This window comes from Mucilaginibacter myungsuensis, from assembly GCF_015222005.1.
GTDB classification, from domain to species: Bacteria; Bacteroidota; Bacteroidia; order Sphingobacteriales; family Sphingobacteriaceae; genus Mucilaginibacter; species Mucilaginibacter myungsuensis.
Genome location: NZ_JADFFL010000003.1, coordinates 398,807 through 415,316, shown reverse-complemented (window position 1 = coordinate 415,316; position 16,510 = coordinate 398,807). Strand labels below are relative to the sequence as shown.

The following is a 16,510-nucleotide window of genomic DNA, read 5'->3' as shown; positions in this document are numbered from 1 at the left end:
GGACGCTACAATGCCACGGTTGCGTTATTCATCACCTTCCAGATCCCTGCACCGGCCGTAGGGAAACTCACACCCTTGGTGTTGCCCCTTACCGACGCATCCTGACCAAAGTAATAAAGCGGATGCCCCTTATAAACCAATTGCGTGTTACCGAACACCGTAATAGTGCTGAACTGCGTTTTATCAAACACCGATGGGATACTCGCCAAGCCTGTTACCGCCATTAACGGCCAAACAGCGTTATTGCTCATATCGGCACGGGTAAAGGTGTTGGTGTTACGGGTATCGTTCTTAAAATCGTACAAAGTGCGGCCGGTCGGGTCGGTGATGAATTTTGACGTTGCGGTGCCTGCTACGCCCAGATCGTTATATTGCAAACCATCGTGGCCGGTCAGTTGCGCGTTACCGAACATCACCGTATAATCGGTCTTGGCTACCACCCAGATGCCGCCAACGCCGTCACCCTTAATATCGCCTGCGGCAGTGTCCTGGTTATAGTAATAAAGCGGCCAGCCTTTAAAGGTACTCTGTTTGCTGCCGTCGGCACGGGTGACCACCGAAAAGTCGGCAGCGTTCAGGCCTGCGCCCAGCGTTAGGTTCTCTTTATAAAACACAGGCCAAACGGTAAGGCAGCCACCGGTACAGGCAGATGCGCCGGCAACGTCGTTAGCGAAAAAGTACAAGGCAAAACCTTTATTATCGGTTAGGATGTTACCAAATTGGGTACTTGTTGAAAGCCTGACACCGGTAACAACCTCCGGGGCCGGCGTTGGGTTATCTACCACTTCACTCTTTTTGCACGACGTATAGAACACCGTCAGCAAGGCCATTAGCGCAAGGCCCATATAGTTTATTTTTTGTGTTTTCATGTTTTTGTGTATTAAATGGTTTCCAAGCTTGTATTCCCTATTACCAGCCCACCCGTCGCTTTGGTTGCTTTAAAAATGAAATAAGTTTACCCGGCAGATCATCCGCTCCCATCAAAAACGTTACGCTAAACAGCTCTGAACAGCCTTAATTGTACCCCGGCAATGTTGGTCGTCTGCACGATCCAACCTATATTTGAATTTCATCCCGTCAGGTCATCCTGAAAGAAATGCTGTCAAAAAGACCAACGTTAAAAACCGATAGTACACGATCATCCCGCTACAGGGCCGGCTCGTTCTTGCTTGGTTTTTTAGCCGCGTTAATGAGCATTTCTTTTACGATGTGCGGATCACCAGGGTCGGGTAATACAGAGACCGATAGTCTGCAAACGAAAACCGATCAGCCTAAAGAAAGAAAGATCCCAGCCGATGCTTGGCAAGCCCCCGATACTGCAACCATCCCGACAGGCGAGCAAGGCGAGATGATCCGCTACGGTAAGGAACTGCTTGCCCACACGTCTAAGTATTTTGGTCCGAAAGGAACGATCGGCAAGATCAGCAACGGCATGAACTGCCAGAACTGCCACCTTGACGCGGGCGGAAAATTGTTCGGTAATAACTATGCGAGCTTCATATCGAGTTACCCAAAGGTGAGTAACCGCTCAGGCAAACTGACCGTGCCATCAGTACGTATTGCCGAGTGCTTTGAGCGTAGCCTTGCAGGAAAAGTGCCTGACACGACAGGCAAAGAAGTTCAAGCTATGTTAGCCTATATGAAATGGATGGGCACAGGCATCAAAAAAGGACAAAAGCTTTTCGGCAACGCGTCCGAAAAATTGCCTTATATGGATCACGCCGCCGATCCCGAACAGGGCAAAGCGGTCTACATTAGCAAATGCAAAGTTTGCCATGGCAATAATGGCGAGGGTATCCAATTGGCTGACAAATCGGGCTATACCTATCCTCCCCTTTGGGGTGATCATAGCTATAACGATGGTGCAGGTATGTATCGCATCAGCAATTTAGCCGGATTTGTCAAGAACAATATGCCATTCGGAGCCACTTACCTCAACCCTCAATTGAGCGATGAGGAAGCCTGGAATGTAGCAGCCTTCATCAATTCGCAACCACGCCCGCACCGGGATCAGCAACACGATTGGGCTAATTTAGACGTTAAACCTATCGACGCGCCATTTGGCCCGTATGCCGATGGGTATAGCGAGGAGCAACACAAATTCGGACCATTCCAGCCGATTGTTGATGCTAAAAGGAAAAAGTCGTAAAACAAGAACAAACACTAAAAACAGATATCATGCAAAAATTATTCAGGGTCTTATTTTTAGCCGCTTTGGTAGCAGTGGTCAGCCCGGCATTAGCCCAAACTACCCCAACCTTTAAAGGCGCCGAGGCAACGCTCCCAAAATACAAAGCCCTTTACTATCTGAACGATGCTAATCCCGACAAGATCAAAGGCACATTACGCAACATCAATAATGCTCTAGAGGACGAGCGTATTAAGGGCAAGGTAGAGATAGAGTTGGTAGCCTTCGGTGCGGGCTACACCGTTTTTGAAAAAACAGCAGGTTACGAAGAGACCTTACTAATGCTGCAAAAGAAAGGCGTGATCTTGGCCCAATGCAGCAATACCATCCGCGAACGTAAGATAGATACCGCCACGTTGTTCCCATTCATTAGCTACGTACCAAGTGGCAATGGCGAGATCATCATCCGCAACGCGCAGGGCTGGGCGACGATACATCCGTAAGGGTGGCCACACTTTATCGAAAGCCGGCAGCACCGTTTGGAGTTGCCGGCTTTTTTGTGGGATATTGGTCCCTGTGTTAGGTGATCAAATGTCAAATTCTACGCCACATTTTATATTCTGTCGCGACCGAAACATATTCTCATCTGTCAAGTTGTATCGATACAATATTTCACATAAGGAAATATTTTATTAAACAAATTAATCATTTAACCTAAAAACAATGGCAGAATTAGATGTTCAACCCAAACGCTCCAACCCATGGTGGCTTTGGCTTTTGTTAGCGATAGTTGCGCTGGCAATTTTAATGTTCCTTTTTAAAGGTTGTAACAACGACAACTCGACTACGTCGACGACCGATTCAACGTCTACAACCAGCGATACTACCAAAACTATCGCGGCTACAACGCCTGACTGGAACAGCGTAGACTTTAACGCTGCAAAAGTAGTTGATGAAGATGTGACCGATCCGGGTATCGCGGTGAGCGGCAACGACCAGTACACCATTTACACCCTTGGCGAGAACATCCTGTTCGACACTGATGCCAATGCCTTGCAGGGTGATGCGTCGGCTAAGCTGAAGCAGATCGTGGCCTCACTGAATAAACGTTTTAAGGGCGCACAGATCGGCGTATTCGGCAGTACCGATTCAACAGGTACAGCTGGCCACAACAAGGCCTTAGGTGCCGAACGCGCCGACGCGGTAAAGAACTGGCTGATCAGCGATGGTGGCATAGATGCCAACAACGTTACTATCCATTCTTTGGGCGAATCAAAACCGGTAGCTACCAATGCTACCGAAAGTGGCCGCGAGCAGAACCGGAATGTTTCTATTGTAGCTTTCCCTAATAAATAATAACCTTTAAATACTACAACGATGGCTTTTGAAGATCAAGAAAACGATAATGTTTACCAGGGCTTAGAAGAGCTAAGCAACAGTGACTACGAAATTAAAGACGGCGAACCTGATATTACCGGGTGGGGTGTGTTCAATCAGCAGGGTGATAAGATAGGTGAGGTTGATGACCTGCTGTTTGACGCCCAAGCCCGGAAAGTGCGTTACATAGTACTGGAATTGCAAGCCAACGGCTTGGACGTATTAGGCGATGACAAACGGGTATTGGTGCCGATCGGTGTTGCTACGTTGCACCCCAATGATGACGATGTAGTACTGCCAATAGACAGCGCTACGATACTATCAGGCTTGCCGGAGTACGATGCCGAAACTTTCGGCCCGGAATATGAAGTAGATGTAAGGAACATCTTTGACGATAGCGGCAGCACCGCGCCGTATGAGCACCCGCAATTTTATCAGCACCAGCATTTTGATGAAGATAAATTTTATAACCGCGGGGCTGTGCTCGCCGAAGGAACGGAGGATACCGAACTGACCGATGTTACTGAAGAGGATCCGGAAGATGAAGCCGCGAGAGCGCAGCGTGTGAGCCGGATAATAGAGCGGATAAACCGCAAACAAGATAATGTTTAAACGAACAAGGCCAGATCAAACCGATCGGGCCTTGTTCGTTTTTGTCGGTCTTCATAGGTCAATAATACGCTATTGTTACCGTGCAAACTTGCACAGCGTCTTGAGTCGCGACAGCCTGCAAAGAAAAAACTCACACCTATTTCTAATACCAACAAAAAAGGTCCTGCTTCATCAGCAGGACCTTTTTTGTATTATATTTTTCGTGGTCTCCTTTTTTTCTCCGGATCAAATGGGGCGCGGGGCATTACCCTTGCATAGCGCGGTGGAGGCGCAGCCGGCTTATCTTCAACTATGGCCACTTTTAGTTCGCGGCCTTTGTACATGGCACCGTCAAGTTCTTCAACGGCCAGTTTAGCGCCCTGTTCGGTCTCTATCTCTAAAAAGGCATAGCCTTTGCAGATCCTTGTCTTTTTGTCGCGAACGATCTTGATCGTTACTACAGTGCAATACGGGCTTACCATCTGCACCAATTCCAATTCATTCGCTTCGAGCGGAAACCCGCCGAGAAATAACTTTACCATTTTTCCTTTAGTAGATGTTTACGGTTGATAAGCTTGCTTTTGCGTCAATATCCCATCAACGTAACACCTACCCGGTCCGATGGTTTAAAAATAGTTATTTTTTATAGAAAAGCACTTTTTTGTGTGTAATGAACTACAATTGAAGTTAGGGCGTGCTTGTATCTTCTTTTAAATGAATAATTAATAACTTTACTTTTGTAATTCTCCAATTTATGAACATCTCTAAGCTTAAATACCTCACCGCCGCAGCCGCCATCGTTTTTGTGGTGCTGTTTTGCGCATTTGCGGTGAGTGAGCAAGACAATGATAAATTTGCACTGGCCAAACAAGAGATGATGTTGCGAAAGATCGGTCATCAACTGTTGTTGAAAGCAGGCGACAGTACATCGCGGGTGTTGCCTATCGTTCAGGTAGGGGAGAACGAATTCCAGATCCGTTTTGAACGCCAGCTTAGTTTTGAGGCAGATACGCTGGCTAAGATCGTGGATAGCGAACTGGCTGCCTACCGATCACCAGGCGATTATGTAGTAAGCGTGTTAAGTTCTAAGATGCCTGGGGTAGTTTTTGGTTACTCTATGTTAAGGTCTGAGAAGGATAGCACCAGGGCCTGTTCTGGCCGTATCCAGCCTAAGGATAGCTACAAAGTGAACATCCTTTTTAAAGAACGTGGTATGACGACCATGCAAAAAAGCTACCTGATAGGCGGATTGCCGGTTTTGGCTTTCATTGGCTTGCTTTTATACCGTCGACCTAAGCAGAGTGCTCAAATGGGTGCGGCTATCACTGAAAGCCCTAATGCCAATGAAAACATCGCCATCGGCACCTTTCAATTCTATATCAACAATCGTCACCTGATCAACAACGGTGATGTTATCGACCTGACCGTTAAAGAAACCAAACTGCTCTGCATCTTCGCGTCCGAACAGGGCGAGATCATCCCCCGTGCCCGCTTGCAAAAGGAATTATGGGAGGATGAAGGCGTGATCGTTGGCCGCAGCCTGGATGTTTTTATCTCTAAACTACGCAAGAAATTAGAGGCCGACCCCGCTGTGAAACTGGTGAATATCCACGGAAAGGGTTTCAGGTTAGAGGTTGGCGTAGCCGTCTAAACATCTCTCAAATTCTCATTCACAAAGTTCTGTACGTACTTTCGGATCATCTCGCGCACCTCGCGAAATTGTTCCATGATCTGCTCTTCGGTGCCTTGCGCTTTGGCCGGATCCGGGAAGTTATAGTGCAATTTTACCGCCTGTGTAGGGAAGTAGGGGCAACTCTCCTTAGCGTTATCGCATACTGTTATCACAAAATCGAAGAGGATACCGGCATACTCATTTACATTGTTTGATGTGTGTTGCGATATGTCTATCCCGTCCCGCTTCATGATCTCTATCGCCCTTGGGTTAACGCCGTGCGTCTCGATACCTGCGCTGTAAATATTGGCTTTATCGCCGGCAAAATGGCGTAAGTAGCCCTCGGCTATCTGGCTGCGGCAACTGTTGCCGGTGCAGAGTACTAAAATGTTCTTCATTGTTACGATACAATTAACAGCACCCACCACCTGGCGTGCAAGAGTTACCATCCACAGCTAAATTTATTAATTGGATCTTTGGTTTGGCCGATGGTCCGCAACTGCCGCCACGCTCGTTGGCTTTGCATTGTACAGCGTCCGGGCGAAGATCGATCAGCAAATTATCACCGTCGACTGTGATATCCGATGGCAGCATTTGACGGGTATCGAATGTGGCATTGCCGAACTCTATTTTCACCTCCGCATCGGGGTCCAAGGGCAGTGAACGCTCTACCAATTCAATTATCGATAGCGCTTTATTCACCGTCATGGAGCGGTCTTGCTCGCGTATTTCAGGTTCGTAAAGTTGGATGATTATCTCGGTCCATTTGTTCATTACGCCGCCGCAATCTACCGATGTGATGGGCGCTTGTTTGATCTCGGTAATGTGGAACGACGGGTCGACAAGCTTGCTGTCGGCGTATTGAAATTGGAGGTGAAAAGTGCTGCTATTTTGCAGTTTTTCTTTAAAATTTTGCCATTTCATTGCGTTTGTAATTAAGTTGTATCGTAATATTGCGATTATTTGTCTCAAATTTTTTTAGCAACAGTTATCGCGATCGGTGTAGGATGCAAAAAGTTTGCTCATCTCTTTTTGCAACTTTTTCCAGGCCCTAGGTTCGATGCAGTAGCATACGCTGGTGCCCTCGATATTACCCTGGATCAGTCCGGCATTTTTTAATTCTTTCAGATGCTGGGAGATGGTCGCCTGCGCCAACCCGAACTCCGACACCAGCTCGCCGCAGATGCAAGCCTCGGCACGGATCAGCTCTTGCAGTATCGCTATCCTGGCCGGGTGGGCTATCGCCTTTAGCTGTTTGGCCAGGCGGTTCTGCTCGGCGGTGAATATCTCTGTTTTCGTGGTCCCCATAAATTGTATCGCAATATTACGATAAATTGATCGAATGCAAAATTTTGTTGATGCTTCGGTACAAAATTATTTTTCGCTGCTGATCCTGATGCCGTCGCGGATAGCGGTTTGGAGTACGGCGGTATCGATATCCTTTAGTTTTTTGAATTTGATGCAATAGCCGGTCACGCTGGCTTTGCCGATGGTTTCGGTGTAAGTGTCCGGCAGGTATTTTTTGTCATTGATACCTAAAATGTAAACGGTAATGCCGGTCTTGTTGGGACTAACGCCGATCTGGAAGAACTCTTTGGTCTTGCCGTCGGCGTAGCGCAAGGTTTGCAAGCCATAGCCTACGGTCGGGTTGGTTACCACCTTGCCTTCTTCGTTAGTGCCGTTATCGAACCATAGTTTGCCGTTGGGCAATATTTGGAGCATGAGTTGGTGTAAGGCTTCCATGTCGGCGCGTTTGGCTGAGGGTTGGGTGTATATGTACTCTTGGATCTGTTGCTCGATGGTCATCGCTTGGAGATTTTAACCACAAAGTACACAAAGACTTGCATACTTTACAGGCACAAAGAGCACAAATGAGAGAGTGCTCCTAACGTTTTTACCAAACGCAAGTCATTCCGAACTCGTTTCGGGACCCCATCACGCCGGGCAGTTTAGCACGTCGGCTTTGCAAGTGGGGTGCTGAAACAAGTTCAGAATGACTTAATGCTTTAAAAAGTTATTTACGTGGGCAACAGCTTTTATAGTCTGATGGAAGGCCTTTGTGTTCTTTGTGCATCCTCTCTTGTGTCCTTTGTGGTTAAATAACTTTCCAAAAAAAGAGCCCCCTGATGGGCAGGGGGCGTCTTTCAACCAATTATAAACCAAATTATGAGAGAGAGCAAAATTTTTAGAGGTGTGAGGACGGGTTCGAACCGTCGTGAAGGGTTTTGCAGACCCCCGCCTAACCGCTCGGCCACTCCACCGTTTTTTACGGAAAATTCTTTTGTGGGTGTCATGGTGAGCCTGTCGAACCATGGTGCAGTGGCCTCTGCTTTATGCTTACTTTGCATAGTCTTGCCCCACGCTCCCTCATTCGACGGGCTCAGGATGACACCCCTTTGTTTTGGCGTTAGGCCGTAGCCTTGATCTCAACTATCCCTTCCGCCACCGTCCGCTGCTTCCACTTGCGGATCAGGTATGTTACCAGTAATGCGATCAACATAATGCGCTTATTTAACGATGCCTGCAAAACGTTGATAAAAAGCCGTTGGGCTGTCGGCGTGTTTGGGCTGGTACTTGCCGGCTATGATGGGGATATAGATCACCCGTCGGCGACTCGCCTCACCGGTTAGGGTCGACTGTGCTACCCGGTGCCATAGGCGGCCGTCGTGGATGGTCAGGTCGCCCGCTTTGGGGGCGATCGCTATTTCACGTTCATCTGCTTTGTGATCCAAAAAATAGCGCTTGCGGAAAAGCATCCCGTATAAACTCTGTTCGTGCGTGCCGGGCAAAACCCTTAGGCCACCGTTCTCGGCAACCTGATCGCTCAGGTGTATGCCTACGTTCAGCATTGGGTTAAGCTTAGCGCCGTGAAAGATGTCGCGCAGGCCGTCGGTATGCCAGCCCATTTTGGTAAAGCTGCTCTCGTCCGAGTTAACATAGTGGTTGAACACCATGCCATCCTTCTCGGTCAGCCCAAGCCTGGCCTCGGGACCGATCAGATCCAACAAAGTGCCAAAACGCGGGTCCTTAGTAAACTCGGACAGTAATAAGCTATGCTGATTGATGAAGGCGAAGCGCTGTACTATCGGTTTGCCGTCGATATCTTTACCGTACTTAATGGGCACGCCGTTCACCTTTTCTACCTCATTGTCTATCCAATGTTGCTGCACCTCTTCGGACGAGCGGATGATATCGGCAACGGTTTGGCGCTGTATAAAATTTGTGAAGTGTATAAATCCATTTTCTTTAAAGAACGCGCGCTGTTGCGCGGTGATACGATCACCCAGGGTGAATTTTTGATATGCAGACATGATGAAAATTATTAGATGATAAAAAGTGTATTACTGTAAAGCCACCTTTCGGCAGCGGCGAAAACGACGGGCGTTAACAACAACAGCAACAACACATGACCATCTTTTCAGCGGTCATTCGCACCGGGCGATCTTTATGTACTAACAGGTATTTCATTAATCTATATAAAGTCTATCGTTTTTGTAGACATTGCAAATGTAGAGAGAAAAACATCATCTGCAAGAAAAATTCTAAAAAAATTATTTCCCGTATAAACGGCCCGCTACGCGCTCTACCAAAGCCTTAGGCATGTGCCTGCCACCCCAGGCCGATAGCTTGTTCATAAAGCCGGGGATCACCTCGGTCTTTTTAGCGAACATAGCTTTGATCCCAAATTCGGCCACGGGCAGGGGCTGCATGTTCACCTTATCGGTAATATGATCCAGCGCCTGCATATTGGCCCGCGCCGTAAAGTTGGTAGCCGTAGCGCCGGGCGATAGGCAGGTAACCGAGACATTGGTATCCTTAAACTCGACAGACAGCCCCCTGCTGAACGACAATACAAAAGCCTTGCTGGCCGCATACAGCGTAAGGTATGGCACCGATTGATAAGACGCCGTACTGGCCACGTTAAGGATATAGCTTTGCTGTTGCGCCTTCAAAGTAGGCAGTAGCAGATGCGTCAGGCTCACCAGCGCATTCATATTCACCTGCATCATATCCATCATACTTTGCAGTTCCAGCTTTTCAAAATCATCCCAAAGGCCATAACCCGCGTTATTGATCAGGATGGAGATATTGCTGCTGATCGCTAAACTTTGTTCGGTCAGCTGTTGGGCAGCACCGGGTTTGGACAGGTCGATAGTGATGTACCGGACATCGACGGGGTATTTAGCCTTGATATCTGCGGCTAGTTGCTGCAGGTCGCTTTCGGTACGGGCGGCAACGATGAGGTTGTACCCTTTTTGCGCCAGCACCCCGGCCATGGCTTTGCCTATGCCTTTACCTGCCCCGGTTATTAATGCGTATGATGATGTGTTGTTTTTCACAATGCAAGATGAATAAAAATATCTACGGAGATCGCTATTAATGGTTCAATAAAGACAAGTCATCAATGACAGATTTTTTTTAGGGTGTCATAGTGAGCGCGTCGAACTATGGTGCGGAGGGCTTGACGCAATGCAAGTATTGACCATTTATATCGGCCATGCCCCGCGCACGTCGCCTTTCAATAAGCTACCCATAACATATTTTGTTTTGAGAGGGTGTCATGGTGAGCCCGTCGAACCATGGTGCGGTGGGGTAGCCACTATGCAAGTGGCGACTGTGCATTGTGGCGATCCCCCGCACGTCGCCCTTCGACAAGCTCAGGGTGACATCCCTTGTTATATCACCTTCAAGTTCCAACAGATCTACAAACTCAGGGTGACACCCCTTAGCCTAAGTTGGTCATAAACTCAGCAGGACTTGATCTTTTAAAGATGAATAAAAATATCTACTAATTTGGTAGTCTATTTAATTGTTTGATATATTTGCTTTATGCAAAGCATAAACTCCCGCAATTTACGTTACTATTGCAAGCGCAAATGCTTGTGTTGTTGTCGTTAGCGCCACCGACTGACAAACACTTTTTGTATTTCATCGTTTACCTTATTCTATCTAAAAATGGCTGCTTTTTCGTCGCAGACTATGCGCCAGGCGCTGATGTCTGCAATACTTGCTCTTACCGCTTTTACTGTTCAAGCCCAATCTACGGTCAATTATAGTGCCCCTTTTTCTGATTCCACGCGCCGTGTACTGGCCGCTTACACTGTTCCGGCCGATGTCCGGGTCGACAATAATATTGCGGCAACCTCGTCCGAAGTGGCTTTTAAAGCCGCCAGCCACCAGGAACAACAACGGCTGTTAAGTTACCTGAAAGCGCTGGATATCCCCGACAATAAAGATAACTACAAGACCAACAAAACGTTCTATTATCATTTAGCCGGGGCTTTTGCCAAGTTGCGCCTGTATCCGCTGGCGATGAAATGCTTCATCAGATCGATCAAGACCGACGATACCAAAACGGACAGCCTGGACAACCTGACCGTTAACCTTAAAGACGACGAGAATGTATCGCGCCAGGCCAAAAAGATGGCCAAAAAGGCCGAAGCCAAAAGCAAAGCCATTAACTATCAACGCATACTGGATAATTTTAACGATGGTAAAAGCGCCACGGCTTATGCTATGCTGTTCCATGTAAAGCAGCCTGTGCCGGGTAAAAAAAAGATCTATGTGGGCGCCAATACCGGGCATACTTTTATCACGCTGATCAAGTATAATACCGATTCTACCTACAGTTCGGCCTCCTTTGGTTTCTATCCTAAAAAGGACCATTTCCTATCAGCCACACCGGTTATGCCGACCACGTCGGCCACTTTCAAAGACGATACCGACCACCAATGGGACCAGATCGTTGGCAAGTTCATCAGCAAGCGTAAATTCGATAAGATCCTAAAGCTGACCAAGGAGTACGACAACGCTGTTTATAACCTCAACAACCAAAACTGCACCGACTTTGGTCTGCAAGCCGCCAACCTGGCCGGGCTGAGCATCACTGATACCAAAGGCAGCTGGCCATTAGGCAGCGGCAACAACCCGGCACTGACAGGGCAGAGTATTTTGGAGGGTAAGATCCAGGATCAACAGGATATTGGTAAGGTTTTTACATCGGATACGGTGAAGCAGGTGCCGATGTAGAGGGATCTGCCCTGTTTTTGTTTAAATGAACATTGCCTTTGAGCCGTCAGTTAAAAGCACAAGGACCGCGCCTATATACATTTCTTTTATTACCGACGAGCGCGACACGCGCTTTAAATTTAGTCACACGCGGCACGCGTGCGCCGGCTTCTGAAATGTTTTTAGATAATGTTAGTGTAAAAAACACACTTTATTGCCCGGCCCTTATCCCAAGCCTTTTATCTTTGCCGCTTAACGGCACTAACTATGAAAAAGAGTTTGTTCCCGCTGTTGCTTGGCGGTTTAGGTATAGGTACTACAGAATTTGTGATGATGGGCCTGCTGCCCGATATTGCCGCCAACCTGCACACCAGCATCCCTACCGCCGGTCACCTGATATCGGCTTACGCTTTGGGCGTGGTGGTGGGTGCGCCTTTATTGGTGATCAGCAGCAGTAACCAGCCACCTAAAAAAGTATTGATCGGTTTGATGATGATCTTTACCGTCTTTAATATGATATCGGCCTTCGCGCCAACGCATTTTACCTTGTTGCTGGCCCGTTTCTTTTCGGGCTTGCCACATGGCGCGTTTTTTGGTGTGGGGGCTGTGGTTGCCAGTCGGTTGGCTGATAAGGGCAAGCAAGCTCAGGCGATATCTATGATGTTTGCGGGGTTGACCATTGCCAATTTGGCTACCGTTCCGTTGGGGGCTTGGGTGGGCCATCATTTGCTGTGGAGATATACTTTTGGCATAGTAGGCGTTATCGGACTGGTTACCCTACTATTCCTTTGGCTATGGATGCCGCAACTACCGGTAGAACGTACAGGCAATGCCCGTTCAGAGTTACGCCTGTTCAAAAGCGCCGAAGCGTGGTTGGTGATCCTGATCACGGCGATAGGTACCGGCGGTCTGTTCGCGTGGATAAGCTACATTGCCCCGCTGATGACCGAGGTATCGGGTTTCGAGGCAGGCAGCGTGTCGTGGATATTGATATTGGCCGGTTTTGGTATGGTGGTGGGTAATATCATTGGCGGTAAACTGGCTGATAAATTCTCGCCGGTGATCGCCTGCGCCTGGCTGCTGGTAGCCATGGCGGTGACGCTGTTGTCCATCTTTCTGTTCTCGGGCAACCAGATCATCTCATTGATACTCACTTTTATTGCCGGGGCATTATCTATCGCCCTGGCCTCGCCGATACAGATCTTAATGATCAACACATCCAAAGGTGCCGAAATGTTAGGCGCGGCAACTACGCAGGCGGCTTTTAACATCGGTAACGCTATGGGCGCTTTCTTTGGCGGACTGCCGATCGTAGCTGGGTATGGTTATAACTCGCCCTCGCTGGTGGGTATGGTGATGGCGCTGTTTGGCGTGGTGTTCGCTTTTGTGCTGATCAGGAGAGGGGAGCGGAAAGTGGCGGTGGATCAATTAGCTTAATGATCAAGCGCCAATTCGGCAATAGCGGCCGATAGTTCTTCCGGTTTTAAAGTGGTCGATATCATGACCTGATCACCCGACTTTTTGGTGATCAGCAAACCTATACTGCCGCCAAAGATATAGCCGGACACATTCTCGGCGTTCAATCGCCAGCCTAAGCCGCCGAAATCTTTCCAGGCATCTAAAGGCCTGACCTCTATCTTGGCGATCGCCTCTTTCTTTATCTCGCACGATACTATCCCGATCGGTGATGACCTTAATGTTATTCCCTCTGCGCTGATGGTCAGCTTCAGATAGGTGAAATATACCCAGGCCCAAACAACGATAAAGCCCCCCGCAGCCGGAACGCTCTGTGTTAGAAATGCTCCTGAATCTATCCCCGGGAGCAGAAATAATAACAACACGAAAAGTGCAAGCAGGGCAATGTTCCAAAATTTAGGGAATTCTTGTATCTCGATAAGTGGTTTGTGAGGTATCATAGTGGAAGGTATGAAAAATTAGGAGGAATTATTGCCATTTTTCGCCATTAAAAATTATGCTGTATATTGGTGCTGACCTTGTAAACTTGCGCAGGGTATTACTTAGAAATACCGCAGAGATATAGATATGGATACAGCGCCTCGTTGGTTTGTTAAGTTATCACTGATCGTTGGACCGATCTTAATGATCGTGCTGATGATATGGGAGTTAAATGATGAGGACAATGATAAAAGGTTGTTGATCAAAAATAGTTTTAGCGATAAGATAGCGTATATAGGACCGACGAGGGCCGGTCAGATCCAACTTAGGCTTGCGGGCGATAAGCAGGCATATCGTTTTTACCAACTTAAGAATAACGACGGGGAGAGAGCGGTGCTATCATTTGCGGCTATTGGAGATGCAGTAGCAAAATCTGCCAACTCAGATGAAATAAGTGTTTTCCACGCAGATACTGTATTTAAATTCCGAGTAACGGCACCCAACGGTGACCGATGATCATCGACCCCAAATTTTCCCTACCTTTGCCCCATCCGGGATAAAAACCCGGCCCAACAGCATGACCAAAGAGATAGAGATCGTTTGCAGTCCCGAATTGCACGAGGACCAGACCGAACTGACCCGCCTTACCGCCGACGCTTTGCGTATCCCTGCCAAGCGCATTAATGGCATCAAAATACTTAAACGGTCCATAGATGCCCGCGGCCGCAAAGTGGTTTACCGCATGCAGGTGCGCGCCTTTATCGAAGAGCCTGTGCAGACCGAACATTACACCGCCGAATACCCCAATGTAAAAGATGCCAAGCCGATCATTATTGTTGGTGCCGGTCCTGCCGGGTTGTTCGCTGCTTTGCAGTGTATCGAGTTGGGTTTTAAACCCGTGGTGCTGGAGCGTGGTAAGGACGTGAAACAACGCCGTCGCGATCTGGCCAATATTAATAAAGAAGGCATCGTTAACCCCGAATCTAACTATTGCTTCGGCGAAGGCGGCGCCGGGACCTACTCCGATGGTAAGCTCTACACCCGCAGCACCAAGCGCGGCGACGTGAACGCCGTGCTAAAAACCTTTGTAGCCCATGGTGCTACCGAAGATATTTTGGTGGATGCCCGTCCGCATATCGGTACTAATAAATTGCCCCACATTATTACCGCCATGCGCGATAACGTGCGTAATGCAGGTGGCGATGTATTGTTCGATACCAAGGTGACGGAATTTATAGTCGAGTTCGGACAGATCAAGGGGGTGAAGACATCGGCGGGAGAAACTATTAAGTCGGACGCGGTGATCCTGGCAACAGGCCACTCGGCACGGGATGTGTTCGAAATGTTGCACCGGCAGAATATTTTGATCGAGGCTAAGCCTTTTGCCTTGGGGGTCCGTATAGAGCATCCACAATATATTATCGACAAAGCCCAGTACCATTGCGATGTGCGTGGCGAGTATCTGCCGCCATCGTATTATAGTCTGGTAGAACAGGTTGATGGTCGCGGCGTATTCTCGTTCTGTATGTGCCCGGGCGGGATCATTGCGCCATGCTCTACTGAGCCGGGCGAGATCGTGGTGAACGGTTGGAGCCCGAGCAAGCGTAATAACCCCTATGCTAATTCGGGTACGGTGGTACAGATCAATTTTGAAGATGTCCCCGGCGATGATGCGGATCCGTTTAAACTATTGAATTTTCAAAAGCAGGTAGAGCAAGCGGCCTTCGCGGCTGGTGGTGGTAGTTTAGTTGCCCCCGGTCAGCGGATGGTAGATTTTGTAGAGGGTCGTTTATCTGCTGATCTGCCAAAAAACTCGTACCTGCCCGGCACCAAAAGCGTCGAACTGATAAATGTGCTGCCCCATAAAGTACAGGACAGGTTGCGTAAAGCCCTGCCGGTATTTGGTAAAAAGATGAAGGGCTATTATACTAACGAGGCGATATTGGTCGGCGTAGAATCGCGCACTTCATCGCCGGTTAAAGTCCCGCGCGATAAGGAGACCTTGCAGCATCCGCAGGTGAAAGGCTTGTATCCGTGTGGCGAGGGTGCTGGTTATGCCGGTGGTATTATTTCAGCAGCAATTGATGGTATTAACTGCGCGGTAGCGGCGGCGAAATTGATAGCGTAGCACTTTTATTGGGCGTCATCCTGAGCCCGTCGAACCATGGTGCGGGGATCGTTAGCTATGCATCGTTGGATAAACATTGTGGCGAGTCCTCACGCACTATCCTTCGACAGGCTCAGGATGACACCCGATCTTTATTGATAACACCCGCTTTCCATTATTGATAATAACGTTAAACCGTCTGCTAAAAATTTCTGTTACAATTACCATGACAACCTCTGAAAAATTAATAACCGAATTAGAGAAAGTATTATCAGGCCAGCCTTGGTACGGGCCGTCTATTTACGAAGTATTCGACCGGGTGACTTTCGACTCGGCCTACGAGAAACCATCGCACGCTGCCCACAACGTGGCCGAGATCCTGTTGCACATGCTCAGCTGGACCGAAGAGGTAATGGACCGCCTTAACGGCATGTCGGCAGGTATGCCCACAAGCGGCGACTGGCCGCCCGTCGGCGCACCCGACGAAAAGAAATGGCAGGATTGGATCGATGATATCAAACTCGCCAACGTTAACCTGGTGCGTACCATCCGCGATCTGCCCGAAGAACAATGGGATACCCCCATCGACGATAAACGTGGCGACGAACCCGTAACCACCCATGCCGAACTGGTTTACGGCTTTATCCAGCACCAGATCTATCACGCCGGGCAAATAGCTATTTTGGTGAAGATCGTGAATGGGTGATGTTTCTTCAAGTCCCTCCTGGGG

General features: G+C 48.4%; 19 protein-coding genes and 1 tRNA gene. 10 read left to right on the top strand and 10 right to left on the bottom strand.

Annotated features, from left to right (window positions below; genetic code table 11):
* Positions 1 to 5: 5 nt before the first annotated feature.
* On the bottom strand, positions 6 to 869 hold the full coding sequence (locus tag IRJ16_RS09430) for a hypothetical protein (protein WP_194111295.1): 864 nt from the start codon (positions 867 to 869) through the stop codon (positions 6 to 8).
* A gap of 320 nt (positions 870 to 1,189) precedes the next feature.
* Between IRJ16_RS09430 and IRJ16_RS09425 the strand changes: the two genes are divergently transcribed.
* From IRJ16_RS09425 to IRJ16_RS09410, 4 genes are all read left to right on the top strand, one after another.
* A complete protein-coding gene (locus tag IRJ16_RS09425; protein ID WP_228079977.1) occupies positions 1,190 to 2,149 on the top strand; it encodes a c-type cytochrome in 960 nt (319 codons plus the stop codon).
* Between the two features lie 29 nt (positions 2,150 to 2,178).
* Positions 2,179 to 2,631: a DsrE family protein gene (locus IRJ16_RS09420; protein WP_194111293.1), complete on the top strand. Its 453-nt coding sequence runs from the start codon at positions 2,179 to 2,181 to the stop codon at positions 2,629 to 2,631.
* 220 nt (positions 2,632 to 2,851) lie between these two features.
* The gene (locus tag IRJ16_RS09415; protein ID WP_194111292.1) at positions 2,852 to 3,484 is read left to right on the top strand and encodes an OmpA family protein; all 633 of its coding nucleotides are present in this window, start codon (positions 2,852 to 2,854) and stop codon (positions 3,482 to 3,484) included.
* A 21-nt stretch (positions 3,485 to 3,505) separates the two neighbouring features.
* Complete coding sequence (locus IRJ16_RS09410) at positions 3,506 to 4,117, top strand: PRC-barrel domain-containing protein (RefSeq protein WP_194111291.1); 612 nt, start codon at positions 3,506 to 3,508, stop codon at positions 4,115 to 4,117.
* A 191-nt stretch (positions 4,118 to 4,308) separates the two neighbouring features.
* Here IRJ16_RS09410 and IRJ16_RS09405 read toward each other — a convergent pair whose 3' ends face one another.
* Positions 4,309 to 4,638, bottom strand: coding sequence for an RNA recognition motif domain-containing protein (locus IRJ16_RS09405; RefSeq protein WP_194111290.1), 330 nt, complete (start codon positions 4,636 to 4,638; stop codon positions 4,309 to 4,311).
* Between the two features lie 212 nt (positions 4,639 to 4,850).
* On the opposite strand from IRJ16_RS09405, the gene IRJ16_RS09400 reads away from it, so the two are divergent.
* Complete coding sequence (locus tag IRJ16_RS09400) at positions 4,851 to 5,747, top strand: winged helix-turn-helix domain-containing protein (RefSeq protein ID WP_194111289.1); 897 nt, start codon at positions 4,851 to 4,853, stop codon at positions 5,745 to 5,747.
* Here IRJ16_RS09400 and IRJ16_RS09395 read toward each other — a convergent pair.
* The 7 genes from IRJ16_RS09395 to IRJ16_RS09365 all read right to left on the bottom strand — a co-directional run bounded on the left by IRJ16_RS09395 (position 5,744) and on the right by IRJ16_RS09365 (position 10,108).
* Positions 5,744 to 6,166, bottom strand: a complete 423-nt coding sequence (locus IRJ16_RS09395; RefSeq protein WP_194111288.1) for an arsenate reductase ArsC — start codon at positions 6,164 to 6,166, stop codon at positions 5,744 to 5,746. The two genes, IRJ16_RS09400 and IRJ16_RS09395, sit on opposite strands and share 4 nt — an antisense overlap.
* Positions 6,167 to 6,179: 13 nt before the next feature.
* Positions 6,180 to 6,692, bottom strand: a complete 513-nt coding sequence (locus tag IRJ16_RS09390) for a DUF6428 family protein (protein ID WP_194111287.1) — start codon at positions 6,690 to 6,692, stop codon at positions 6,180 to 6,182.
* Between the two features lie 54 nt (positions 6,693 to 6,746).
* The gene (locus tag IRJ16_RS09385) at positions 6,747 to 7,076 is read right to left on the bottom strand and encodes an ArsR/SmtB family transcription factor (protein ID WP_194111286.1); all 330 of its coding nucleotides are present in this window, start codon (positions 7,074 to 7,076) and stop codon (positions 6,747 to 6,749) included.
* Between the two features lie 66 nt (positions 7,077 to 7,142).
* Complete coding sequence (locus IRJ16_RS09380; RefSeq protein ID WP_194111285.1) at positions 7,143 to 7,574, bottom strand: DUF1801 domain-containing protein; 432 nt, start codon at positions 7,572 to 7,574, stop codon at positions 7,143 to 7,145.
* Between the two features lie 383 nt (positions 7,575 to 7,957).
* Positions 7,958 to 8,029 (bottom strand) — tRNA-Cys (locus tag IRJ16_RS09375).
* A 246-nt stretch (positions 8,030 to 8,275) separates the two neighbouring features.
* On the bottom strand, positions 8,276 to 9,079 hold the full coding sequence (locus tag IRJ16_RS09370; RefSeq protein ID WP_228079975.1) for a phytanoyl-CoA dioxygenase family protein: 804 nt from the start codon (positions 9,077 to 9,079) through the stop codon (positions 8,276 to 8,278).
* A gap of 240 nt (positions 9,080 to 9,319) precedes the next feature.
* On the bottom strand, positions 9,320 to 10,108 hold the full coding sequence (locus IRJ16_RS09365; RefSeq protein WP_290246128.1) for an SDR family NAD(P)-dependent oxidoreductase: 789 nt from the start codon (positions 10,106 to 10,108) through the stop codon (positions 9,320 to 9,322).
* Positions 10,109 to 10,724: 616 nt separating this feature from the next.
* Between IRJ16_RS09365 and IRJ16_RS09360 the strand changes: the two genes are divergently transcribed.
* Both IRJ16_RS09360 and IRJ16_RS09355 read left to right on the top strand, forming a co-directional pair.
* The gene (locus tag IRJ16_RS09360; RefSeq protein ID WP_194111284.1) at positions 10,725 to 11,798 is read left to right on the top strand and encodes a hypothetical protein; all 1,074 of its coding nucleotides are present in this window, start codon (positions 10,725 to 10,727) and stop codon (positions 11,796 to 11,798) included.
* A gap of 246 nt (positions 11,799 to 12,044) precedes the next feature.
* A complete protein-coding gene (locus IRJ16_RS09355; RefSeq protein ID WP_194111283.1) occupies positions 12,045 to 13,214 on the top strand; it encodes an MFS transporter in 1,170 nt (389 codons plus the stop codon).
* Here IRJ16_RS09355 and IRJ16_RS09350 read toward each other — a convergent pair.
* The gene (locus IRJ16_RS09350) at positions 13,211 to 13,693 is read right to left on the bottom strand and encodes a hypothetical protein (protein ID WP_194111282.1); all 483 of its coding nucleotides are present in this window, start codon (positions 13,691 to 13,693) and stop codon (positions 13,211 to 13,213) included. The genes IRJ16_RS09355 and IRJ16_RS09350 overlap by 4 nt on opposite strands.
* A gap of 127 nt (positions 13,694 to 13,820) precedes the next feature.
* Here IRJ16_RS09350 and IRJ16_RS09345 point away from each other — a divergent pair, with 127 nt between their 5' ends.
* From IRJ16_RS09345 to IRJ16_RS09335, 3 genes are all read left to right on the top strand, one after another.
* The gene (locus IRJ16_RS09345; RefSeq protein WP_194111281.1) at positions 13,821 to 14,189 is read left to right on the top strand and encodes a hypothetical protein; all 369 of its coding nucleotides are present in this window, start codon (positions 13,821 to 13,823) and stop codon (positions 14,187 to 14,189) included.
* A 61-nt stretch (positions 14,190 to 14,250) separates the two neighbouring features.
* Positions 14,251 to 15,801, top strand: a complete 1,551-nt coding sequence (locus IRJ16_RS09340; protein ID WP_194111280.1) for an NAD(P)/FAD-dependent oxidoreductase — start codon at positions 14,251 to 14,253, stop codon at positions 15,799 to 15,801.
* 205 nt (positions 15,802 to 16,006) lie between these two features.
* Positions 16,007 to 16,486 carry a DinB family protein gene (locus IRJ16_RS09335; RefSeq protein WP_194111279.1) on the top strand — a complete coding sequence of 160 codons (480 nt, stop codon included), beginning with the start codon at positions 16,007 to 16,009 and terminating at the stop codon, positions 16,484 to 16,486.
* Positions 16,487 to 16,510: the final 24 nt, after the last annotated feature.